Below are 22721 nucleotides of genomic sequence, written 5' to 3'. Positions count from 1 at the left end.
CGGGTCATTATTGGGACCAGGGGCCGCTTTAGAGACCATCGCGAGCAAGCTCGCTCCTACAGAGATTTGCGAAACCGACTGTAGGAGCGAGCTTGCTCGCGATGGGCCGTAAAGCACCCCCGAAACGCCTCACCCCAACACCGTCCACAAGGCAAAAAACGCATACCACAACACCGCCGAACGCAGCAGCAACTCCCACAGATGATCCAGCCCCGCCAACCCTTCCGCGCCCACCGGCGCAGTGGCTGGCAGTTCCGCAGCAGCATGGCCAGCCATGTTGATCAGCCGTGGCGCGGCGATATGCCAGTTGAGCAGTTCGGGCAACATCACCCGGCTCACCGCGACAAAGTTGCCCACCAGCGCGAAGCTCGCCGCGAGCACCCGCACCGGCGCCCAGTCAAAGGCATGGCGCAGTTGTCGGGCGCGCTCCTGCAAGGCCGGGTTGTTGGCGTTGTCGGCGGCCAGCGCCAGCAAACGATAGGCCAGCGCAGCGGCGGGCCCCAGCAGCACATACCAGAAGATCACCGCGAAAAAGCTCTGACAGGCGTCCCAGAGCAGGTGGCCCTGAACCTTGTGCAGCAAGCTGTTCTCGTCGTCGGCAATCACCTTCAGGTCGCGCTCGGCCACATGCACCGCGGCCTGCTCGTCACCGCGGCGCCAGGCATCGCGGAACGGGCCGAGCGACGCTTTCACATCGCCCCGGCCCAGACTGTATATCAGCACCAGCACATGCACTGGCAAGGCCAGCAGTCCGTAGGCCACCGGTTCCAGCACGTGCAGCAGCAATGCCAGCAGCGCCACCGGCAACAGCACGAGAATCGCCAGGGTCCACCAGGGATGGGTCTTGCCGGTGCGCTCCAGGCGCGCCAGTTCGGTCAGGAAAAAGCCGTCGCGTTGCAGGCGTGCGCGCAGGGCAGAGAACTTCTCCACCCATAACACCAGCAACAGCACCAGGAAATTCATCGTCAGTCCTCCTTGTCACGCAGGGCGGCGCGGTAGCGCGCCCAGTCGAACGCCGGCCCGGGATCGGTCTTACGTCCGGGGGCGATATCGCTATGGCCTTGAATACCCTCGCCATCGAGAGCCGGCCAGGCCGCGCGCAATTGCCGGGTCACCAATTCCAGCGCCCGGTATTGGGCATCGGTGAACGGCAGCTCGTCGGTGCCCTCCAGTTCGATGCCGATGGAAAAGTCGTTGCAGCCTTCACGCTCGCCAAAGCGCGAGACGCCGGCATGCCAGGCACGGTCCAGGCAGGACACGAACTGGGTGACATGACCGTCGCGCTCGATCAGAAAATGCGCCGAGACGCGCAGGTCCTTGATGGTTTCGAAAAACGGATGCTCGCAAGGGTCGAGACAGTTCTGGAAGAACGCCTGGACCTTGCCGGTGGCGAACTGCGCGGGCGGCAGGCTTATGTTGTGAATCACCAGCAGGGCGATCGCCTCGCCGTCGGGGCGCGCATTGAAATTGGGGGATGGGCAATGGGTGACACCAGCAAACCAGCCTGTAGTGCGATCCAACTGCATAAAAAGTCCTGAAACACGAGGGCACGGCGCAAGTATGCCCCCAGCGGCAGCGTCTGTATCGTTAAAAAGTGTGTGATGGCTCAGGGCCGGCGGCACTGCAACTGGCTGACCACCGAGTCCAGCGCGCGGTCGAACAGCAGACTGTCGTCCAGCAGCGTCACTTCGCCGCGCTGCAAGGCCACGGCCAGGCCAACGGCGGTCCACTCACGGACTTTCAGGCCAGTACGGTTGACGAAGACATAGCGGTCGCTGTCGTCGAACAGGGCGATCAGCTTGCAACGCAACGCTTCGCCTTCTTCGTCGAGTTCAATCCAGGTGCCCGGTTGCAATTGCCCGACCCGCAGCAGCGCCGGGTCGTCCTCGGCGAGCGGGGCATCGCTGTCGCCCGCAGGCCAGTCTTCAGGCCCGCGCAGACTGAGTTCATCGCGCACCAGTACCCGCGCGGTGGCCTGCGAGGCCTCGCCCTGTTCGCCCGTGGAGTCGAAGGCGCTGAGGTGGAGGGTTTCCAGGCAAGCGAAGAATTCGCTGGTGGCGAATGGATCGAACGCCGCGCCGCCCAGGCCCTCGCGAAGCGCCTTGAGCAAACCGGGCACGCGCTCCAGCAAGCGTGTGCGATCGTCGGCCCGCGCCAGCGGCCCCACGCTCCACAGCAATTCATCCATGGTCAGCAGGGCATCGCGCCACGGCGCCGAGTCCTCGCCGTGCTTGAGCCACGCCAGCAGCAGCACCTGACTCCAGGCATCTTCCAGGACCTGTACGACGATCCGCGGCAGGTACTGACCTTGCAGCCGGGTATTGAGTTCTTGCTGCACCCGGCGCCGGGCATGCTCGGTGCGGGTCCGGCCTTCCTCGGCATCGCGGGTGCGCTGTTCCAGCAATTCGCTGCGGCGGCGTTCATCGTTGTTGAACGCCAGGAAGTCGTTGAGCAACTCGGTGAAGATCGCCGGGTCATCGCTGAAGTCGTCCAGCAGCCGCTGCACCAGCACTTCCACACGCAGGTAGAGGCTGTCGCGCTGGTAGTCGTCGCGTTTGTCCCAGCCCATGGCGGCGTTGGCCACTTCATTGAGCAGCCGCCGCGCCGGATGCGTGGCGCGGCTGAAGAAGCGCTTGTCCAGCAGCGCCACCTTGAGCAGAGGGATCTGCAGACGGGCGATCAGCACCCGCAGCGAGCGCGGCAGGTTGCGGTCGGTGAGGATGAAATCGAAGAGCATGGCGATCAGGTTGATCACATCTTCGTCGCCCGCCTCGATCTGCCGACCCTGGCCGCTCTGTACGCTGAGCCGGGTCAGCAGTTGTTCAAGGTGATGGCGCAGGTCGAAGTCCTCCGCCTCCAGCTCGGCGGGCACGTACTGCTGCAGATGGGTCAGCAGCCGCAGCAGGTCGCGGCTGTTGATCGGCCGTGGCGGCAACCCGGCCGCGCGGCGCGGCGCCAGACGCCCGCGCTCAGGCGACAGCAACGTCTGCAACGACGAGAACACCGCCTGGGTGTTGGCATCGATTTCGTCGGCCGGATCGTCCGCCTCGTTGGCCGGCGCCCGTGGCTCCAGCACCGCCTGGTCCTGGGCTCGACGCCGCGGCAGGGCCTTGAGTTCGGGAAGGATGCCGGTCGCGATCAACAACTGGTTGGCTTCGCCGTACAACTGGTCGGCCTCGCGCAACACATAGCGCTCGAACAGCTTGAGCAGGACCAGCTTGACCTTGATCCCCACGCCAAGGCTGCGTCCGGCGCGCAGGAAGTATTCGCACAGCAGGGTCGGACCCAGCGGGTTGCTGCGGTCATTCAGCGGCTGTTCCAGCACGCTGTTCAGGCGCAGGGTCAACTGGCCCAGGGCAACGCCGTCGCGGGCCAGCACCCGGGCGACCATGGCGTCCACCGCCACGGTCCGCTCCAGTTCATCGCGGGCCACCAGGCTGAGGGTGTCGTGAGCCGGCGTGCGCGCCGGCAGCGCTGCCAGCGGGTCGCCGTGGCCGACTTCCATGAAGGCGGCGTAGAAACTGTCGAGAAAGCCGCGCTCGATACTGTTGCGCTTGTGGCGCAGGTCGCGCATGGCTTCGAAAAGGAGGTTCTGTTCCTTGCTGCTGGTGGCCTTGTCGGCCATCTCGAAGAGGGTGTCGTCGGCGTTGTCGAACAACACCTGGAGGGCAAGGCGCAATTGCAGCGCGGCCTTGTCACGCAGATGCAGGAGGGCGACCGGCAGACGAGCGAGTGGCGCAGGCGAGGCCTGGCTGGCGGTGCTTCGAAACAGCAGCACCTTCCCGTCTTTATGCATCCCGGACTCCTTGCAGGGTGGATTTGGATAATCGTCAAAGCCATGACGCCAAATATTAGGCGCGCATTATCTTGAAAAGTTTCCCTGTCCGCCAGTCATTGAAAGGCGCGACAACAGCCATCTGTAGACCCCGTCACGGGATGAAACGCTCAACCGCCCCGACCAAAGGCCCGGCATCGCGCTGCCGTCGGCGTTTGCTGCACGCGCCGCCCGGCCTGCCCTATAATCCCGGCCACTTAGCTTGTGGAGCTTGTCATGCCGAACCTACGCCTCGCCGATCTGACTGCCGAAATCGAAGCCAACGTGCGCCGCGCGTTGCTGGAAGACGTCGGCAACGGCGATATCACCGCCCAGTTGATCCCCGCTGAACGCCTGGCCAAGGCCACCATCATTACCCGCGAAGACTGTGTCATCGCCGGTACGGCGTGGGTCGATGCGGTCTTTCGCCAGCTTGATCCGCGTGTCGCGGTGCACTGGCAGGTCCAGGACGGCGAGCGCGCCATCGCCAACCAGGCGCTGTTCCATCTGGAGGGTCCGGCCCGCTCGCTGCTGACCGGCGAGCGCAGCGCGCTGAACTTCCTGCAACTGCTGTCCGGTGTGGCGACCTATGCCCAGTCGCTGGCCGACAAAGTCGCCGATACCCAGGTCAAGCTGCTCGATACCCGCAAGACCCTGCCCGGTCTGCGTCTGGCGCAGAAATACGCCGTCACCTGCGGTGGCTGCCACAACCACCGCATCGGCCTGTTCGATGCCTTCCTGATCAAGGAAAACCACATCGCGGCCTGCGGCGGCATCGCCGAAGCGATCACCGCCGCGCGGCGTATCGCTCCGGGCAAGCCGGTGGAGGTCGAAGTGGAAAGCCTGGACGAACTGCAACAGGCGCTGACGGCGGGCGCCGACATCATCATGCTCGACGAACTGAGCCTCGATGAAATGCGCGAAGCCGTGCGCCTGAACGCCGGCCGCGCCAAGCTGGAAGCCAGCGGCGGCGTTAACGAAAGCACCCTGCGGGTGATCGCCGAAACCGGTGTGGATTACATCTCGATTGGCGCCATGACCAAGGATGTGAAGGCGGTGGACCTGTCGATGCGGTTGAGCCTGTAATCCATCCCGGAATTCCCCCCCCTGTGGGAGCTGGCTTGTCGGGGCGCCGAACCGCAGCGATGGCGTCGGTGAATCCAGCATCGCCATCGCTGCGGTTCGGCGCCCCGACAAGCCAGCTCCCACAAGGTTCTCCATGCCCGCCCTCCTCCATGTCGTAATCCGACAGCCCCGGGACGCAACCGGGTCAATTCCCCCGCAACCGCTCAAGGTAAGGTATTCCCGCCGGAACGCCTGACCCGGCCCATGACAACACGCGTAGAGGCACGTCCCTTGAAGCGGCTTGATTGATTTCCTAACGCTTCGCGGCGTCGCTTCGTCTCTGCCTCCAATAATCCCTTCAAAAGAGCAGAGTATGTCGAGCCTGAACGACTCCAGCGGCGGACAACTGTCCAACGGTTTCAAACCTCGTCACGTCACCATGCTGTCCATCGCCGGGATCATCGGCGCCGGACTTTTCGTCGGTTCCGGCCATGCGATCGCCGCCGCCGGCCCCGCCGTTATCCTGGCCTACCTGGCCGCCGGCACGCTGGTCGTGCTGGTGATGCGGATGCTCGGCGAAATGGCCGTGGCCAACCCGGACACCGGCTCCTTCTCCACCTATGCCGAAAAAGCCATCGGTCCCTGGGCCGGCTTCACCATCGGCTGGCTGTACTGGTGGTTCTGGGTGCTGGTGGTGCCGATCGAGGCACTGGCGGCCGGCTATATCCTCAACCAGTGGTTCCCCGGTGTGGACACCTGGATCTATGCGCTGGCCTCGGTCGTCCTGCTGAGCATCACCAACCTGTTCGGCGTGGCGAAGTACGGCGAGTTCGAGTTCTGGTTCGCCTTGCTCAAGGTCACCGCGATCATTCTGTTCATCGGTTTCGGCGCCATGGCGCTCAGCGGCTGGGTGCCCAACCATGAGAGCGCGGGCCTCATCAATCTGATGCAGGAGCATGGCGGCTTCGCGCCGAACGGCATGACCGCCGTGGTTGGTGCGTTCATCACCATCATGTTCAGCTTCATCGGCACCGAGTCGGTGACCATCGCCGCAGCCGAATCGGGCGAGCCTTCGCGCAACATCGCCAAGGCCACCCGCTCGGTGATCTGGCGCATCGGCGTGTTCTACCTGTTGTCGATCATGGTGGTGATTTCCGTGGTGCCGTGGAGCGATCCGCAACTGGCAACCGTCGGGTCCTACCAGCGTGCGCTGGAACTGCTCAACGTTCCCCATGCCAAGCTGATCGTCGATCTGGTGGTGCTGGTGGCCGTGACCAGTTGCATGAATTCCTCGATCTACATCGCCTCACGCATGCTGTATTCCCTCGCCCGCCGTGGCGACGCCCCCGCAGCGGCGGCGCGAACCTCCGGCAACGGCGTGCCGCGCACGGCAGTGCTGATCACCGCGTCGGTCGGTGCGTTCATTGCTGCGTTGAATCACTTCACGCCGGCCAGCCTGTTCGACTTCCTGCTGTCCAGTTCGGGCGCGATCGCGTTGCTGGTGTACCTGGCGATCGCCATTTCCCAACTGCGCATGCGGCGCCTGCACGGCGATGCCCTCACCTTGAAGATGTGGCTGTTCCCGTGGCTGACCTATGGCGTGATCGTGTTTATCTCGGCGGCGCTGGCCGTGCTGGTGATAACGCCGGAGCATCGCGCCGAAGCGACCAGCACGCTGGTGCTGGCAATGGGTGTGTCGCTGGTGGGGATTTTCGTCTGCCGCAAACGCGGCAAGGAATCGGCGGCGGGGCTTGAACGGGTCTACTGACAAATTTCAGGCATAAAAAAACCGCGAAGCGCCATCAGGCCCTTCGCGGTTTTTTTTCGATCAGAACGAAGCGTTCTGCAGGCCGTCCAGGTAGCGCTCGACATCCAGCGCGGCCATGCAGCCAGCACCGGCCGAGGTGATCGCCTGGCGGTAAACGTGGTCGGCCACGTCGCCAGCGGCGAACACGCCTTCGATGTTGGTGGCGGTGGCGTTGCCTTCACGGCCGCCGGCGACAACCATGTAACCGTCTTTCAACTCGAGCTGGCCTTCGAACAGCGAGGTGTTCGGGGTATGACCAATGGCGATGAACACGCCATCAACCTTGATCTCGTCGAAGCTGCCGTCGTTGTTCTTCAGGCGCGCGCCGGTAACACCCATGTTGTCGCCCAGCACTTCGTCCAGGGTCGCGTTGAGCTTGAGCTCGATCTTGCCTTCGGCAACCCGGGCGTGAAGCTTGTCGATCAGGATCTTCTCGGCGCGGAAGGTTTCGCGACGGTGGATCAGGGTCACTTTGCTGGCGATGTTGGCCAGGTACAGCGCCTCTTCGACAGCAGTGTTACCACCACCGACCACGGCAACCGGCTTGTTGCGGTAGAAGAAGCCGTCACAGGTCGCGCAGGCGGAAACGCCTTTGCCCATGAAGGTCTCTTCCGACGGCAGGCCCAGGTAGCGCGCGCTGGCGCCGGTGGCGATGATCAGTGCGTCGCAGGTGTAAGTGCCGCTGTCGCCCTTGAGGGTGAACGGCTTCTGCTGCAGCGCGACTTCATTGATATGGTCGAAGACGATTTCGGTCTCGAAACGCTCGGCGTGTTCCTGCATGCGTTGCATCAGCGCCGGGCCGGTCAGGCCATGGGGGTCGCCCGGCCAGTTGTCGACTTCGGTGGTGGTGGTCAATTGACCGCCAGCCTGCATGCCGGTGATCAGCAGCGGCTTGAGGTTGGCACGGGCGGCATAGACAGCAGCGCTATAACCGGCAGGGCCGGAACCGAGGATGATGACCCGCGAATGACGTACTTCAGACATGACACGCTCCTGTCAGGCCGGCGATGCATTGCCGGCCCCATAACGCCGGAATCACCGGCGGAAATAAAAAAGAACCTGCAAAGCACTTGGGGAAGGCTTATGGCTGCAGGTCCTGAAAACCAATGTGCGCACTGTAGCGAGGGGGCAAAGATTAAGGAAATATCCTTAAACAATCCACCTTATAGACTTCATCTATATGCCCCTTCATCGCGTGGTCCATTTCCTATTGGCGACTTTCCCGAGGATTTGTTACAGCCCGTTGCGCCGCCCTCAGGCGGCTTTCGTCGCGTCGGCAAACTCGGTAAGGTCGGCGCGATTTCCATCGCTCGGAGCCTTATATGCAAGCCCCTGTCCTTTCCGGCCCACAGTACCTGCGCGAGGGCCTGAAATTGGTCCTGAGCCCCGGATTACGGGCGTTCGTGCTGCTGCCACTGGCGATCAACCTGCTGCTGTTCGTCGGCCTGATCTACCTCGCCGGCCATCAGTTCAGCCTCTGGGTCGATGCGCTGATGCCCACCCTGCCACACTGGCTGAGCTTTCTCAGCTATGTGCTGTGGCCATTGTTCGTGGTGCTGGTGGCGCTGATGGTGTTCTTCACCTTCACCTTGCTGGCGAACATCATCGCCGCGCCCTTCAATGGCTTCCTCGCGGAGAAGGTCGAAGTGGTGCTGCGTGGCAAGGATGAATTCCCGCCCTTCAGTTGGGGCGAACTGACCGCCATGGTGCCGCGCACCCTGGGCCGTGAAATGCGCAAGCTCGGCTACTTCGTGCCGCGGGCGCTGGGGCTGTTCATCCTGTCGTTGATCCCGGTGGTGAATATCGTTGCCGCGCCGCTGTGGCTACTGTTCGGGATCTGGATGATGGCGATCCAGTACATCGACTACCCGGCGGACAACAACAAGATGAGCTGGCAGGACATGCTCGCCTGGCTGCGACAGAAGCGCTGGCAGTCGTTGGGGTTTGGCGGGATTACTTATCTGGCGCTGATGGTGCCGTTCGTCAACATCCTGATGATGCCGGCAGCGGTGGCGGGCGCCACGCTGTTCTGGGTGCGCGAGCGCACCTGATCCCGCCCATGGCCGGTGCCTTGCGCACCGGCCATCGTTCTCCCGCCCTTACTTGAGCTGGTTGGAGAACTGTCCTACCGCATTCACCACCTTCTGCGCGCCGTCCTGAATCTCGACGATCACCGTACCGGTCTGCCCGGCCAGGGCCAGGCCCTGTTCGGCCTGGCGCTTGCTGCTGTCGATGATGTCCACCGCAGCCTTGGCCAGTTGTTCGTTCTGCTGCACCACCCGGGCAATTTCCTCGGTAGCGCTGCTGGTGCGCGAGGCCAGTTGGCGGACTTCGTCGGCGACCACCGCAAAGCCGCGTCCTTGCTCACCGGCGCGGGCCGCTTCGATGGCGGCGTTGAGCGCCAGCAGGTTGGTCTGGCCGGCGATGTCGCTGATGGTCTTGATGATCGAACCGATGATCTGCGACTGCTTGTCCAGTGCTTCGATGCCGCTGGCAGCGTCCTGCATGTAGGTTTCCAGGCCGCGCATCACTTCGACGGTCTGGGTCACTACTTCCGTGGCACGGCGTGCACTCTCGTCGGTAGCGATCGAGTTGCTGTAGGCAATGTCGGCCGCCTTGGCGACCGCAGCTTCCTGGTTGACCTGCTCGGTGATCACGGTGGCGAACTTGACCACTTTGTACAGCACGTCATGGGCGTCGATGATCGGGTTGTACGAGGCTTCCAGCCATACGGTACGACCATGGGCATCGATGCGCTTGAAGCGCTCGGCGACGAATTCGCCACGGCGCAACTTCTCCCAGAACGCCTGGTAGGTGGCGGAGTTGTATTCCTCCGGCTCGCAGAACATACGGTGGTGTTTACCGCGCACTTGCTCAAGGGTGTAACCCATGGTGCGCAGGAAACGGTCGTTGGCGCTGAGCACCTCGCCATTGAGGTTGAACTCGATCACCGCAGTGGAGCGCATCAGCGCCTTGATCAGGCTTTCGTGCTCGCGGGAGCTTTCGATGGTGCGGGTCAGATCGCTGGAGTGCAGGGTGAAGTACTTGATGCGGCCTTCACTGTTCTTCACCGGCTGCAGGATCGAACGCAACCAGGCTTCCTCGCCATTGCCACGCAGCAGGCGGAAGGCGCCGTTGAGGTGTTCAGCACGGTTGAGCGCGTGACGCATGCGCTGGTAGAAATCCAGCGGTTTGACGTGATCGGGGACGATCTCCTCGATATGCCGACCGATCAGTTGCGAACTGTTGTACAGCATCTCTCTTTCGAAATTGCCATTCACCGACTCGATACGCCCGTTGGGGTCTAGTTGAAGCACCAGCATTTCACTGTCGAGGCTGCCTTTTACCTGTTCCAGGGACATCAGTTCTTCGCGTAATTCAAGAACTTCTTTTTTCAATTTGCTGTTGAACATCAACGCTCTCCTGGAGCGAAATCGTCATTCGGAATGTCATTTCTATCGGCTGACAGATGGTCATTCTTGAGTCGTAAAAGGGGAATATTTCGTGGACCGGAAACGCCAGGGATCGGGCGTCACGGATACGTCACCAGAATGTCATACCCGCGCAATTTGGTCGCCGGAGACTGGCCATCATGACAACGCTCCCGCTGCATATCACCCTGATCAGTGAAACCTTCCCACCGGAAATCAACGGCGTGGCCAATACCCTTGGCCGCCTCAGCGAAGGCCTGCGCCAGCGCGGCCACCGGGTCGAGCTGGTGCGCCCGCGGCAAAGCGACGACCTGCCGGGGCAGGCCGACAGTGACCAACTGCTGTGCCGCGGCTGGCCGCTGCCTGGTTATCCGGGGTTGCAGTGGGGACAAGTGTCGATGCACAAGCTGCTGCGACGCTGGCGGCGGGACCGGCCGGACGTGCTCTACATCGCCACCGAAGGCCCGCTGGGCCTGAGCGCTCTGCGTGCCGCGCGGCGCCTGGGGATTGCCGTGGTCAGCGGCTTTCACACCAACTTTCAGCAGTATTCCACCCAGTACGGCCTGGGTTTGCTGGCCCGCGCGCTGACCCATTACCTGCGCTGGTTCCATCACCGCACCCACAGCACCCTGGTGCCCAGCCCGAGCCAGCACCTGAACCTGGAACGCCGTGGCTTCGAGCGCCTGACGCTGCTGTCGCGCGGCGTCGACGGCTGCCTGTTCAACCCGGCGCGACGCAACCCGGCCCTGCGCGAACAGTGGGGCCTGGGCGAACACGATATTGCCCTGCTCTACGTCGGCCGCCTGGCTGCGGAGAAAAACCTGGGCATGCTCGGACGCACCCTTGAGGTGTTGCAGCAAAAGTATCCACAGCGGCGCATGCGCCTGGTGATCGTCGGCGACGGTCCGCAATGGGCGGCGTTGCAGGAGCAGTTGCCGGATGCCGTGTTCTGCGGCCCGCAACGCGGCGAACACCTGGCGGAACACTATGCCTCCGGGGATATATTCCTGTTCCCGAGCCTGACCGAGACCTTCGGCAATGTGGTGCTGGAGGCCCTGGCCTCAGGGTTGGGCGTGGTCGCGTACGACGAAGCTGCGGCGGGCCAGCATCTCCGCCACGGCCACAACGGCGCACTGGCCATACCCGGCGACGCCGCCGGCTTCATCGACGCGGCCTGCTGGCTGCTGGAAGACCGCGAAACCCTGCGCCGGGTCCGCCTCAATGCCCGCCAGCACGCCAGCCGCCAGGGCTGGCCGGCGATCATCGAGCAGTTTGAAGGACACCTGCGCGACGCCTGCGAGCCGCTGCATCCCGAGCAGGCGACTCACAGCGACCACGGCTTGCAGGTCAAACCAGGCTCGTCAGCGCCTCACGGCTGAACGGCAGGATCTCTGCTTCGCGGCCATCGCGCACCTTGGCCGCCCACTGCGGGTCCACCAACAGCGCACGGCCGACCGCCACCAGGTCGAACTCCTGGTTGTTCAGGCGTTGCAGCAGATTTTCCAGACTGGCCGGCTGCGCGACTTTGTCGGTGTCCACCATAAACTGCAGGAATTCGCCGTCGAGCCCGACACTGCCAACCGTGATGGTCGGCTTGCCGGTCAGCTGGCGGGTCCAGCCGGCCAGGTTGAGCGGCGAGCCGTCGAACTCAGGTTCCCAGAAGCGCCGGGTCGAGCAATGGAAAATATCCACGCCAGCGTCGGACAGTGGCTTGAGGAAAGCCTCCAGCGCCTCGGGCGTGGTCACCAGGCGCGCACTGTAGTCCTGCTGTTTCCACTGCGAGAAGCGGAAGATGATCGGGAAATCCGGGCCGACAGCGGCACGCACGGCCTGGATCAGCTCGATGGCGAAGCGCGAACGGCCCGCCAGGTCGCCGCCGTATTCATCGTCGCGGCGGTTGCTGGTTTCCCAGAAAAACTGATCGATCAAATAACCGTGTGCACCGTGGATTTCCACGCCGTCCATGCCGATGGCCTTGGCGTCGCGGGCGGCGTGGGCGAAGGCAGCGATGACCTCCTGGATGTCTTCGTGGGTCATGCCGTGGACCACTTCCTGGCCATCCTTGAGCTTTTCGCTCGGACCATAACCCGGCACGCTGGCATCCGGTTCGGTGCCGATGCGGCGCACGCTACCCACGTGCCACAGTTGCGGAACGATGCGCCCGCCCTCGGCGTGCACGGCCTCTACCACCTTCTTCCAGCCGGCCAGGGCGTCTTCACCGTAGAAACGCGGCACGTTGGGGTAGCCATTGGCAGCCTTGTGCCCGACCGTGGTGCCTTCGGTGATGATCAGGCCGACACCGGCTGCGGCGCGGCGACGGTAGTAATCCACCACCTTGGCGTGGGGCACACCGCCGGGGCAGAAGGTGCGGGTCATCGGCGCCATGACCACGCGGGTCGGCAGCTCCAGGGCGCCCAGTTGGAAGGGCGTGAACAATGGGTTGGCGGACATGTGGCGCTCCGTGGGGTGGCAAGAGCGCTTGAGGATAGGGTGGGGGTGAGGGAGGGCCCAGTACTATTGATTTGGGTGATTTGGCGGTAAAGGTCTGGTGGTGGTCTTTGTGGCCTAATCGCTGCGGTTCGGCCACAAAGAACAGCAAAAAGCCTAAGCCAGCGCCTTCTCGATCGCCTGCACCACCGTCGGATCATCCGGCGCAGTACGCGGCGAAAAACGCGCAAGCACGCGACCATCCTTACCCACCAGGAATTTCTCGAAGTTCCAGGTGATGTCGCCCGGAAACTCGGCGCCCTCACCTGCCAGCAGCCGATACAGCGCATGCCGGTGCGGCCCGTTGACCTCAAGCTTGCTGCCCAGCGGGAAGCTCACGCCGTAGTTGAGGCTGCAGAACTCGGCGATCTCCGCCTCGCTGCCCGGCTCCTGTCCGGCGAACTGATTGCACGGCAGGCCCAGCACATTGAAGCCCTTGTCCTTGTACTGCTGATAGAGATTTTCCAGGGCAGCGTATTGCGGTGTCAGACCGCACTTGGAGGCGACATTGACTACCAGCACCACCTGCCCCTTGAACGGCGCCAACGACAGATCATTGCCATCCAATGCCTGCAACTTCAGGTCGTGAAATGCACTCATGACGAACTCCCCTCTACAGATCCCTGCCGGTCACCGCACGAATGCGGCCCACTAAAAAGGCGCCCGGCCTGCCGCATGCCCCCTTGCGGGTTGCACGACGGAAGGGCCTAGGCGCCTTCGCGACTTTCTGAGCTTAGCGCAGAAAATCAGTGGTGATGGCCACCTTCGCCATGGACGTGGCCATGAGCGATTTCTTCTTCGCTGGCATCACGGATGCTGACGACCTTGACCTTGAAGTTCAGGCGCTGGCCAGCCAGTGGGTGGTTGCCGTCGACGGTAACGTCGTCGCCGTCCAGGTCGCGAATGGTGACGATCTGCATCTGGCCATCCGGCGCCGAAGCGTGGAACTGCATGCCAACTTCCAGTTGGTCGACACCTTCGAACATGCTGCGGTTCAAAGTGCTGACCAACTCGGCCAGGTATTCGCCGTAAGCGTCTTCCGGCTCGATGGTGACGTCCAGTTCTTCATCGGCGCCTTTGCCTTCCAGGGCTTTTTCCAGGCCTGGAATGATGTTGCCGGCACCGTGCAGGTACACCAGCGGGGCGCCGCCGGCGGAGCTGTCGATGACCTCACCAGCGTCGTTGGTCAGGGTATAGTCGATGGAGACAGCCTTATTGGCGGCAATCAGCATGGGGCGAGACCTTTTGCATAAGAATGTTGAACGGGCAAGTGTAACCAACGCCTCGCCTGAAAGCGAACGCAACCCGGACAAACGGGTCAGCCGGATTACCGGGTTTCATCAGGACGAAGACGGCCACTGGGTTGCCGAATTGTCCTGCGCTCACACCCAACACCTGCGCCACCAGCCGCCCTGGCAATCACGTGCCTGGGTGCTCGACGCCGCCGAGCGTCAACGCCGCATCGGCCAGCCTTTTGCCTGCGGCTGGTGCGCTCAGGGGGTCGATAGCGATACCCTTGTCAATTGACTCTTTTGCACAGCTCATTTCGAGAAGCTCGCATGCAGACTTTTTTCATCGCGCCGACCGACTTCGGCGTCGGCCTGACTTCCATCAGCCTCGGCCTGGTTCGCACGCTGGAGCGGGCGGGCCTGAAGGTCGGCTTCTTCAAACCGATCGCCCAGCCGCACCCCGGCGACACCGGTCCTGAACGCTCCACCGAACTGGTTTCGCGCACCCACGGCCTGAAGCCGCCCAAGCCGCTGAGCCTGGGCCATGTCGAGCGCATGCTCGGCGACGGCCAACTGGATGAATTGCTCGAAGAAATCATCACCCTTTATCAACAGGCCTGCGTCGACAAGGACGTGCTGGTGGTCGAAGGCATGGTCCCGACCCGGCACGCCAGCTATGCCGCGCGGGTCAACCAGCACCTGGCCAAGAGCCTCGACGCCGAGGTGATCCTGGTCTCGGCGCCGGAAAACGACGTGCTCGCCGAGCTGTCCGGCCGGGTCGAATTGCAAGCGCAACTGTTCGGCGGTCCCAAGGACCCGAAAGTCCTCGGCGTGATCCTCAACAAGGTCCGCAGCGACGACAGCATCAGCGAGTTCGCCCGCCGTCTGCGCGAGCATTCGCCGTTGCTGCGCAGCGGCGATTTCCGCCTGCTCGGCTGCATTCCGTTCCAGGAAGGGCTCAACGACCCGCGCACCCGTGACGTCGCCGACCTGCTCGGCGCCCAGGTGCTCAACGCCGGCGACTACGAAACCCGGCGCATGAACAAGATCATCCTCTGCGCCCGCACCGTGGCCAACACCGTGCCGCTGCTCAAGCCCGGCACCCTGGTGGTGACCCCCGGCGACCGCGACGACATCATCCTCGCCGTCAGCCTAGCGGCAATCAATGGCGTGCCGCTGGCCGGCCTGCTGCTGACCAGCGACAGCAAGCCCGACCCACGCATCCTCGAACTCTGCCAGGGCGCCCTGCTCGCCGGCCTGCCGATCCTCTCGGTGAGCACCGGCTCCTACGACACCGCCAACCAGCTCAGCGGCCTGAACAAGGAAATCCCGGTGGACGACCGCGAGCGCGCGGAGATCATCACCGACTTCGTGGCCAGCCACCTCGAAGCCGACTGGCTGCACCAGCGCTGCGGCACGCCGCGAGAGATGCGCCTGTCGCCGGCGGTGTTCCGCTACCGGCTGATCCAGCAGGCCCAGGCCGCCGACAAGCGTATCGTCCTGCCCGAAGGCGCCGAGCCGATGACCGTGCAGGCCGCCGCCATCTGCCAGGCCCGCGGCATCGCCCGCTGTGTGTTGCTGGCCAAGCCGGATGACGTCCAGGCCGTGGCCCGCGCCCAAGGCATCACCCTGCCGGAAGGCCTGGAGATTCTCGACCCGGACCTGATCCGCGAGCGCTACGTCGAGCCGATGGTCAGCCTGCGCAAGAGCAAGAGCCTGAACGCGCCGATGGCCGAGCAGCAACTCGAAGACCCGGTGGTGATCGGCACCATGATGCTGGCGCTGGACGAAGTGGACGGCCTGGTGTCCGGGCTGGTTCATTCCACCGCCAACACCATCCGTCCCGCGCTGCAATTGATCAAGACCGCACCGGGTTGCAGCCTGGTGTCGTCGGTGTTCTTCATGCTGTTCCCGGAGCAGGTGCTGGTATACGGCGACTGCGTGATGAACCCGCACCCGAGCGCTGCGGAACTGGCGGAAATCGCCCTGCAAAGCGCTGACTCCGCCGAAGCCTTCGGCATCGCACCGCGGGTGGCGATGATCAGCTATTCCAGCGGTGATTCGGCCAGCGGCGAAGAGGTGGAAAAGGTCCGCGAAGCGACCCTGCTCGCCCAGGAAACCCAGCGCGGCCTGCTGATCGACGGCCCGTTGCAGTACGACGCCGCCGCCAACCTGGACATCGCCCGGCAACTGGCGCCCAACAGCAAGGTAGCCGGTCGCGCCACGGTGTTCGTGTTCCCCGACCTGAACACCGGCAACACCACCCACAAAGCGGTGCAGCGCAGCGCCGACTGCGTCAGCCTCGGGCCGATGCTGCAGGGCCTGCGCAAACCCGTGAATGACCTGCCACGGGGCGCCCAGGTGGACGACATCGTCTACACCATCGCCCTGACCGCAATCCAGGCCAACCGCTCGATGGACGACTGACCCATGCTCGCTTCCCTGCCCGCGCCGGTACGCGGGGTAATCGCCTCAGCGCTGCTGGGGCTCAACACCATTGTCTGCTGCACGCCGTTGTTCATCGTCAGCCTGTTCAAGCTGTGCCTGCCGTTCGCGGCGGCGCAGCGGATTACCGACGAGTTGATGCGGCATATCCATGAAGCCTGGATCAGCAACAACAAGGCCTGGATGAACCTGATCGGCAACACCCACTGGCAGGTCGAAGGCCTGGCCGGGCTGGACTATCAACACAGCTACTTGGTGACCAGTAACCACCAGAGCTGGGTCGATATCCTGGTGCTGCAATACGTGCTCAACCGGCGTATCCGGCCGCTGAAGTTCTTCCTCAAACAGGTGCTGATCTGGGTCCCGGTGATTGGCCTGGCCTGGTGGGCGCTGGGCTTTCCGTTCATGAAACGCTACAGCAAGGCGTACCTGGACAAGCACCCGGAAAAACGCGGCAAAGACCTGCAAACCACCCGCAAGACCTGCGCGAAATTCCGTGGCAAGCCCACGGCGATCTTCAACTTCGCCGAGGGCACCCGCTTCACCGCGGCCAAACATCGCCAGCAGCAGTCACCGTTCAGGCACCTGCTCAAGCCCAAGGCCGGCGGCATCGCCTTCGTGCTGGATGCGATGGGTGACCAACTGGAGTCGATCATCGACGTGACCATCCACTACCCCGAAGGCGCGCCGGGGTTCTGGGATCTGTTGTGCGGACGGGTGCGGCGGATCGAGGTGCAGTTCGAGGAACTGGCGATTCCGGAGGATTTCCTGGGTCGCAGTTATGACCAGGATGAGGTGTATCGGGCGGAGTTCCAGCGCTGGATCAACCGCTTGTGGGAAGTGAAGGATGGGCGGTTGGAGAAGTTGAAATCATCCTGAATGCATCGCCGGCAAGCCGGCTCCCACAGGTTGATCAGTGCCCTCAGGACACTGTGGGAGCCGGCTTGTCGGGACGCCGAACCGCGGCGATTAAGGCCATCAGCAATTACTGATAATTCTGCCCCGGAATCGGCTTCAGATTCACCTCGACCCGACGGTTCTGCGCCCGCCCGTTGGCATCGGCGTTGCTCGCGATCGGCTGGTCAGGGCCCATGCCGCGCACGCTCACCCGCGACGAATCGACACCCTGCGAGGTCAGGTAAGTACTGACCGCCTGCGCGCGACGCTGCGACAGGTCCATGTTGTGCTGGCGGCTGCCGGTGCTGTCGGTGAAACCGACGACTTCGATGGTGTTCTGGTTGAACTGCTTGAACGAGTTCGCCAGGTTGTTCAGCGGCGAATAGAAGCTCGGGGCGATGTTCGCCGAGTCGGTGGCGAAGGTGATGTTGCCCGGCATGATCAGCTTGATCTGGTCGCCTTCACGCTTAACTTCAACACCGGTGTTGGCCATGCTTTCGCGCAGCGCGGCTTCCTGCTTGTCGGCGTAGTAGCCATAACCTGCGGCGGCAGCGCCTACTGCGGCAGCGCCGATCAGCGCGCCCTTGCCGCGGTTGTTGTGGTCGATCGCGGCACCGGCGATAGCGCCGGCCAATGCACCCAGGCCGCCGTACTTGGCGGTTTTGCTCATCCCTGAGGACTCCTGTGCCTGACCGCCCTGGTTGTCATAGGGGTTCTGGCCGGCACAACCGGACACCAAGGCGGCGACGGTAGCGACGATAATCAAACGACGCATGGTGAACATGGAAAGCTCCTGCAGTAATTCGTTTAGGCAGCGGACGCTATCGGTCCTATGCCAGCCTTGGAACGCGGCCAAGAGGAAAAATTCCCTACAAGCAATCGCCGAGGGTCAGGCCCGCACAAACGGGTTCTGGCGCATTTCCTCGCCCAGGCGGGTGTCGGGACCATGCCCGGCGACCACCGTCGCCTCCTCATCGAGGCTGTACAACCGCTCTCTGATCGAACGAACGATAGTCGCCTGGTCACCACCCCACAAATCGGTGCGACCAATCCCACGACGGAACAGGGTGTCGCCAGCGATCAACAATTTGGCGTCGGCAAACCAGAAACTCATCGACCCCGGCGTATGCCCGGGCGTGTGCAACGCCACGCCGCAGCCGCACGCCAGCTCCTCGTCATCCGCCAGCCAGCGGTCCGGCGACGGCACCGGGACGTAAGGCACGCCGAACATGCGGCACTGCATTTCCAGGTTGTCCCACAGGAACTGGTCGTCCTTGTGCAGGTGCAACGTGGCACCGGTTTTCTCCTTCAACTGCCCGGATGCCAGGAAGTGATCGAGATGGGCGTGGGTATGGATGATGCTGACCACCTTGAGACCGTGGGCATCAAGGCGCTTCATGATCAGCTCGGGATCACCACCCGGGTCGACGACAATCGCCTTTTTCGTTACAGGATCCCCGATGATCGTGCAGTTGCACTGCAACGGACCGACGGGGAAGGTTTCGCGGATAAGCGTGGTGGGTGCGGGATTCATGGTTCATTCCGATGTGAACAGGCAGTAATTCTAATCGGTAACCAAAATTGAAAATCAACTCGCCTTGTCCACTGCTACTATGCTGCGATTCGTCCAACCCTCTGAGCCAGGCATCTCCTGGCTTGCGCAAAGATGGCCACGCTAAGCACACAGCCAGAAGACTGCTCATGAATCTGACCAAACTAAGCCTGAAAAACTATCGCCGGTTCCCTGAGCTTGAAATCGACTTTCACCCGAAGTTGACCGTTATTGCGGCGCGCAACGGGCAAGGCAAAACTTCAGTGCTGGAAGCAATCGTGGCTGCATTCGGACCCTTTGTCGGAGCGTTTGATCATGGTATTTCGAAGCACATCGAACGTACGGATGCCCGCTTCATAAGAGTTGGAGAAGGTTTCGAAAACGAATCTCAATTCCCGGTCGTCATCAATGCGCAAATGATCACTCCCGATGTGCAGTGGCAACGTGCGCTGCAAGGCCCGAAAAGCCGCACGACCACCAAGGAAGCCGAGCCACTGGCTGTATGGGGCCGGGAATTCCAGTCCATGCTACGAACTTCTTCGGACGTCGTTCTTCCGGTTATTTGTTATTACAGTTCCCGGCGCTTGTGGGTCAGCCGCAACAATCTCAGCAATAAACCCGTACTGACTGAAAGCCGCACGGCGGGTTACGAAGATTGTATTTCGGTATTCTCAAACTTCGGCCAATTGCAAAAGTGGATGGAGCAAGCCACCTATGCAGCACTGCAACAACAGCAACAGAGTGGCTACGAAAATTCCAACTTGAGCGCACGGCTGCAAGGTATCAGCACCGCAGTAAACGAGGTTCTTACCGAAGAGGGTTGGAGCAACTTCCACTACAGCCTGACGTTCAAGAAGCTGTCCATGTCCCACCCCGATCACGGGGCGCTACCGCTTGATCTACTCAGCGATGGCGTGCGCGCAATGATCACGCTGGCCGCTGACCTGGCACTGCGATGTGTACGCCTGAATGGCCATCTGAAGGAAAGAGCCCCTCTGGAAACACCCGGAATCGTTTTGATCGACGAAGTCGATCTGCACCTTCACCCGGCTTGGCAACAACGTGTGATCGCCAGCCTGAGCAAGGCGTTTCCACAGGTTCAGTTCATCGTCAGTACCCATAGCCCTCAAGTGCTTTCGACAGTCCGCAGTGAAAACATTCGGGTGGTCTTCCAGGATCGTGACGGGCAATGGCATGCGACCAGCCCTCATCAGGAGATCAAAGGGATAGAGAGCGCGGTCGCACTCAACGAGATCATGGGCGTCAATCCAGTCCCGCCAGTGGCTGAAGCAAAATGGCTGGCTGACTACACCGCCAAAATCGAGGATGGCAGTTATCAGGACAATGACGGCGTGGCTTTGCGAACCCAATTGGCGGCCTTCTATGGCCCCAAACACCAGGTGATGCTCGATGCTGATCGGCTGATCCGCTTTCAGGAGTTCAAATTGCGGAAAAATGCCGACCGAAAGGATTGAGTGAATATGCTCACGCTTGATCGAACCGCCATCCGAGCCCCTACGTGTCTCGCCACCTATGACTATCGGGTACACACCTGGGAGGAATTTGGAGGCCACTGCAAACGGGAACTACGCCAAACGCTGGTTCAATTGCAGAGTGATCCGGGGTTACGCGCAGAGGTTGCCCACGAACAGGGTGTGCGCTGCGCTTACTGTGAGAGTGCCATTTACCATGAAGGGCATATCGAGCATTTCCGAAGAAAGAACCGAGCCCTCGGGTATCCGCAACTGACCTTCGAATGGAACAACCTGTTTCTGGCATGCGGTGCCAATGATCACTGTGGCCACTTCAAGGATCGCAAGTTTGCGCCGCCTTACAACCCCGACCACCTGATCAAGCCTGACGAACATGACGTCGATGACTATTTGTACTTTCATTCGACCGGGGAAGTACGGGTAAAAACCCGGCTCAAGGGGCAGGCGCTTGTGATGGCGAAGGAAACCGTCCGTGTATTCGGCCTGGACGATCGTGCTCTCGCCGGCGCTCGCGCAAACGCTCTTAAAAGTTACCGGAAGTTCAAGGATCAAGACCTTGAAGAGCTCGCTTCCTGGGAGGAAGAGGAACGCAATGACTATTTGAGAGGCGAAATCGAAGCGACCCGGTGGGATCCTTACGCCTCAACCATCAGGCATTTTCTGCAAACCTCTTGAGCGTCGGATGCCCTCTGCTCTGATCCGACCACGTCAGCTATCCAAGCAGTCGTGCCGCCCTTAGGCACCAACCGCAAGGACGACGGCATCATCACGCGCTACGGCTCTGTAACCGGTCGATTACAGAACCTTCGTTTATTCAGCGATATCGGCCGTCAGCAAGCACCCGCCTGTTTCGCCCCGAATGTTGCCTGACTCTCGGTGTAGCCGCTCCCAGCACTGGAGGAAAGTTGCCGGATAAGCCCTTTGCAAGAGAAAGCCTGCGATTCCATGTAGCTCTTCGCGGACCTCACTGCCTGTTGGTTCCAGTCTACGTTCAAGCTATCGACTGCTGCCTTGGCGTCGGCCAGCTCAAAACCACTTCCGGCGGGCGAGGACATTTGGTCAATCAGCCTATATCGAGAGAACCCCTGGCTTTCGAGATAACTCTTTGCCGCAAGCACCGCCTGTTTATACCAGTCAACCTTCAGGCTGTTCACAGCGAAAGATGCATCGGCCACATCGTAATCCGCTCCTTGCGGCGAAGAAAGTTGGTCGATGAGTCTTTTCTTCGAAAAAGGCTGACTTTCCAGATAACTTGCTGCGGCCCTGATCGCATTCGACTGCGGCACCGTCAGATCAGTTGCCCAAACAGGCATCGCAGCAAACAACACAGCCGTCGTAACGGTTTTCACAAAGTCCATTGCACTTTTCTCCTGAACCGGGCGCCGCCGTTTCTTCTGCAGTCTGCGACAACGCCTGAAAATGAACGCCATGCCAGTAATCACGGCGCAAGAGCCTATCACCCCGTCGGAACGAGTTACAGGCCATGCACCCGGCGAATCAAATCCACGGCAACAACACACTCACTGCCAACGGCAACGCCAGCGCAGCCAGCAACGTCTGCCCGGCAATAATCCCCGCCATCAACGGCGCATCGCCGCCCAGTTGCCGGGCCATGATGTAGGAGGACGAAGCGGTCGGCAGCGCCTGGAACAGCAGCGCGGCCACCGCCGCCTCACCCTTGAGGCCGAACAGGTGGCAGGCCGCGAGGGTAATGAGCGGCATGACCATGAATTTCGCCACCGACGACATCCCCACCGGACGCAGCCAACTGCGCACCGCGCGCAGGTCCAGCGCCGCACCCACGCAGAGCAGACCCAGCGGCAGCGATGCCTGGCCCAGCGTCTTCAGCAACGGCTCGATCGCCAGCGGCAAGCCCAACCCGGTGACATGCAGCAAGATGCCGCCGGCGCAGGCCATCAACAGCGGGTTCAACGCCAGTTGCTTCACCACCCCGCCCAACGACAGCCGACCCGCCGTGCCGTAACGGGCGAACACCAGCACGCAGAGGATATTCACGGTCGGCACGATGGCGGCGTTGGCCACCGCCGCCAGGGCGATGCCCTGCGCCCCGAACAAGCCCGCCGCCGCCGAAACGCCAACGTAATTGTTGAACCGCACGCCGCCCTGGAACACCGAGGTGAACGCCGCGTCATCGACACTGAAACAACGCCGCAACGCCACCAGCAACGCCGCGACCAACACCGTGGACGACACCAGCGCCAGCACCATGCCTTGCACCGGCACGCCATCGAGCCTGGCCGTGGACAGGCCGTGAAGAAACAGCGCCGGCAGAAGCACGTAGTAACCCAGGCGCTCGGCCTGGGGCCAGAAGCCGTCGGCGAGAAACTGGCTATGGCGCAGCCATGCACCCAGGGCGATCAACAACGCGATGGGCAACAGCGCCAACAGCAGGGAAAGGGTCATCGCGCACTCCGGGGCACCAAGGGATAAGCGCTACGATAAAGACCCGGATGCTTGATTAAAAACGATGAATTCTTGAG

21 protein-coding genes and 1 pseudogene are annotated in these 22721 nt (G+C 62.2%); 9 read left to right on the top strand and 13 right to left on the bottom strand.

Annotation, left to right across the window (positions count from 1 at the left end; genetic code table 11):
* Nucleotides 1-129 precede the first annotated feature (129 nt).
* The 3 genes from ampE to DM374_RS27390 all read right to left on the bottom strand — a co-directional run bounded on the left by ampE (nucleotide 130) and on the right by DM374_RS27390 (nucleotide 3796).
* On the bottom strand, nucleotides 130-963 hold the full coding sequence (ampE, locus tag DM374_RS27400) for a regulatory signaling modulator protein AmpE (RefSeq protein WP_110972706.1): 834 nt from the start codon (nucleotides 961-963) through the stop codon (nucleotides 130-132).
* A 2-nt stretch (nucleotides 964-965) separates the two neighbouring features.
* Nucleotides 966-1526, bottom strand: a complete 561-nt coding sequence (gene ampD, locus DM374_RS27395; RefSeq protein WP_110972705.1) for a 1,6-anhydro-N-acetylmuramyl-L-alanine amidase AmpD — start codon at nucleotides 1524-1526, stop codon at nucleotides 966-968.
* Between the two features lie 80 nt (nucleotides 1527-1606).
* Nucleotides 1607-3796, bottom strand: coding sequence for a DUF1631 domain-containing protein (locus DM374_RS27390; protein WP_110972704.1), 2190 nt, complete (start codon nucleotides 3794-3796; stop codon nucleotides 1607-1609).
* A 255-nt stretch (nucleotides 3797-4051) separates the two neighbouring features.
* Here DM374_RS27390 and nadC point away from each other — a divergent pair, with 255 nt between their 5' ends.
* The gene (gene nadC / locus DM374_RS27385) at nucleotides 4052-4900 is read left to right on the top strand and encodes a carboxylating nicotinate-nucleotide diphosphorylase (RefSeq protein WP_110972703.1); all 849 of its coding nucleotides are present in this window, start codon (nucleotides 4052-4054) and stop codon (nucleotides 4898-4900) included.
* A gap of 352 nt (nucleotides 4901-5252) precedes the next feature.
* Nucleotides 5253-6647 carry an amino acid permease gene (locus DM374_RS27380; RefSeq protein WP_110972702.1) on the top strand — a complete coding sequence of 465 codons (1395 nt, stop codon included), beginning with the start codon at nucleotides 5253-5255 and terminating at the stop codon, nucleotides 6645-6647.
* A gap of 60 nt (nucleotides 6648-6707) precedes the next feature.
* On the opposite strand, the gene trxB is transcribed toward DM374_RS27380, so the two are convergent.
* Nucleotides 6708-7670 carry a thioredoxin-disulfide reductase gene (trxB, locus tag DM374_RS27375; protein WP_095158575.1) on the bottom strand — a complete coding sequence of 321 codons (963 nt, stop codon included), beginning with the start codon at nucleotides 7668-7670 and terminating at the stop codon, nucleotides 6708-6710.
* Nucleotides 7671-8008: 338 nt separating this feature from the next.
* Between trxB and cysZ the strand changes: the two genes are divergently transcribed.
* On the top strand, nucleotides 8009-8737 hold the full coding sequence (gene cysZ, locus DM374_RS27370) for a sulfate transporter CysZ (protein WP_110972701.1): 729 nt from the start codon (nucleotides 8009-8011) through the stop codon (nucleotides 8735-8737).
* 48 nt (nucleotides 8738-8785) lie between these two features.
* On the opposite strand, the gene DM374_RS34540 is transcribed toward cysZ, so the two are convergent.
* Nucleotides 8786-9193, bottom strand: coding sequence for a methyl-accepting chemotaxis protein (locus DM374_RS34540; RefSeq protein WP_371929317.1), 408 nt, complete (start codon nucleotides 9191-9193; stop codon nucleotides 8786-8788).
* 129 nt (nucleotides 9194-9322) lie between these two features.
* Nucleotides 9323-10009: pseudogene (locus tag DM374_RS34535) on the bottom strand (PAS domain-containing protein); the annotation flags it as partial.
* A 269-nt stretch (nucleotides 10010-10278) separates the two neighbouring features.
* On the opposite strand from DM374_RS34535, the gene DM374_RS27360 reads away from it, so the two are divergent.
* Nucleotides 10279-11496 carry a glycosyltransferase family 4 protein gene (locus tag DM374_RS27360; protein WP_110972699.1) on the top strand — a complete coding sequence of 406 codons (1218 nt, stop codon included), beginning with the start codon at nucleotides 10279-10281 and terminating at the stop codon, nucleotides 11494-11496.
* Here DM374_RS27360 and DM374_RS27355 read toward each other — a convergent pair.
* The 3 genes from DM374_RS27355 to DM374_RS27345 form a co-directional block, all read right to left on the bottom strand.
* Nucleotides 11465-12568, bottom strand: a complete 1104-nt coding sequence (locus DM374_RS27355) for an NADH:flavin oxidoreductase (RefSeq protein ID WP_110972698.1) — start codon at nucleotides 12566-12568, stop codon at nucleotides 11465-11467. The two genes, DM374_RS27360 and DM374_RS27355, sit on opposite strands and share 32 nt — an antisense overlap.
* Before the next feature lie 153 nt (nucleotides 12569-12721).
* Complete coding sequence (locus tag DM374_RS27350; protein ID WP_110972697.1) at nucleotides 12722-13204, bottom strand: glutathione peroxidase; 483 nt, start codon at nucleotides 13202-13204, stop codon at nucleotides 12722-12724.
* Nucleotides 13205-13350: 146 nt separating this feature from the next.
* Nucleotides 13351-13836 carry an FKBP-type peptidyl-prolyl cis-trans isomerase gene (locus DM374_RS27345; protein ID WP_095158582.1) on the bottom strand — a complete coding sequence of 162 codons (486 nt, stop codon included), beginning with the start codon at nucleotides 13834-13836 and terminating at the stop codon, nucleotides 13351-13353.
* Between DM374_RS27345 and DM374_RS27340 the strand changes: the two genes are divergently transcribed.
* Genes DM374_RS27340 through DM374_RS27330 form a run of 3 tightly spaced genes read left to right on the top strand, consistent with a single transcriptional unit; the run spans nucleotide 13805 to nucleotide 17157 of the window.
* Complete coding sequence (locus DM374_RS27340; protein ID WP_110972707.1) at nucleotides 13805-14131, top strand: DUF3565 domain-containing protein; 327 nt, start codon at nucleotides 13805-13807, stop codon at nucleotides 14129-14131. The two genes, DM374_RS27345 and DM374_RS27340, sit on opposite strands and share 32 nt — an antisense overlap.
* A gap of 32 nt (nucleotides 14132-14163) precedes the next feature.
* Nucleotides 14164-16260, top strand: coding sequence for a phosphate acetyltransferase (gene pta / locus DM374_RS27335; protein WP_110972696.1), 2097 nt, complete (start codon nucleotides 14164-14166; stop codon nucleotides 16258-16260).
* Between the two features lie 3 nt (nucleotides 16261-16263).
* A complete protein-coding gene (locus tag DM374_RS27330; RefSeq protein ID WP_110972695.1) occupies nucleotides 16264-17157 on the top strand; it encodes an acyltransferase in 894 nt (297 codons plus the stop codon).
* A gap of 106 nt (nucleotides 17158-17263) precedes the next feature.
* Here the strand turns inward: DM374_RS27330 and DM374_RS27325 are convergent, their stop codons facing one another.
* Complete coding sequence (locus tag DM374_RS27325; RefSeq protein WP_110972694.1) at nucleotides 17264-17959, bottom strand: OmpA family protein; 696 nt, start codon at nucleotides 17957-17959, stop codon at nucleotides 17264-17266.
* Between the two features lie 105 nt (nucleotides 17960-18064).
* Nucleotides 18065-18709, bottom strand: coding sequence for an MBL fold metallo-hydrolase (locus tag DM374_RS27320; protein ID WP_110972693.1), 645 nt, complete (start codon nucleotides 18707-18709; stop codon nucleotides 18065-18067).
* 167 nt (nucleotides 18710-18876) lie between these two features.
* Here DM374_RS27320 and DM374_RS27315 point away from each other — a divergent pair, with 167 nt between their 5' ends.
* Nucleotides 18877-20202 (top strand): AAA family ATPase, encoded by a 1326-nt coding sequence (locus DM374_RS27315; protein WP_110972692.1) that lies wholly within the window; start codon nucleotides 18877-18879, stop codon nucleotides 20200-20202.
* A gap of 6 nt (nucleotides 20203-20208) precedes the next feature.
* A complete protein-coding gene (locus DM374_RS27310) occupies nucleotides 20209-20895 on the top strand; it encodes a retron system putative HNH endonuclease (protein ID WP_110972691.1) in 687 nt (228 codons plus the stop codon).
* Nucleotides 20896-21050: 155 nt separating this feature from the next.
* Here DM374_RS27310 and DM374_RS27305 read toward each other — a convergent pair whose 3' ends face one another.
* Together DM374_RS27305 and DM374_RS27300 are read right to left on the bottom strand one after the other, a co-directional pair.
* A complete protein-coding gene (locus DM374_RS27305; RefSeq protein ID WP_110972690.1) occupies nucleotides 21051-21578 on the bottom strand; it encodes an Ltp family lipoprotein in 528 nt (175 codons plus the stop codon).
* A 139-nt stretch (nucleotides 21579-21717) separates the two neighbouring features.
* Nucleotides 21718-22644 carry an AEC family transporter gene (locus DM374_RS27300; RefSeq protein WP_110972689.1) on the bottom strand — a complete coding sequence of 309 codons (927 nt, stop codon included), beginning with the start codon at nucleotides 22642-22644 and terminating at the stop codon, nucleotides 21718-21720.
* Nucleotides 22645-22721 lie beyond the last annotated feature (77 nt).

It is taken from the genome of Pseudomonas huaxiensis, assembly GCF_003231275.1.
Lineage (GTDB): Bacteria > Pseudomonadota > Gammaproteobacteria > Pseudomonadales > Pseudomonadaceae > Aquipseudomonas > Aquipseudomonas huaxiensis.
This window is presented reverse-complemented; position numbering and strand designations above follow the sequence as displayed.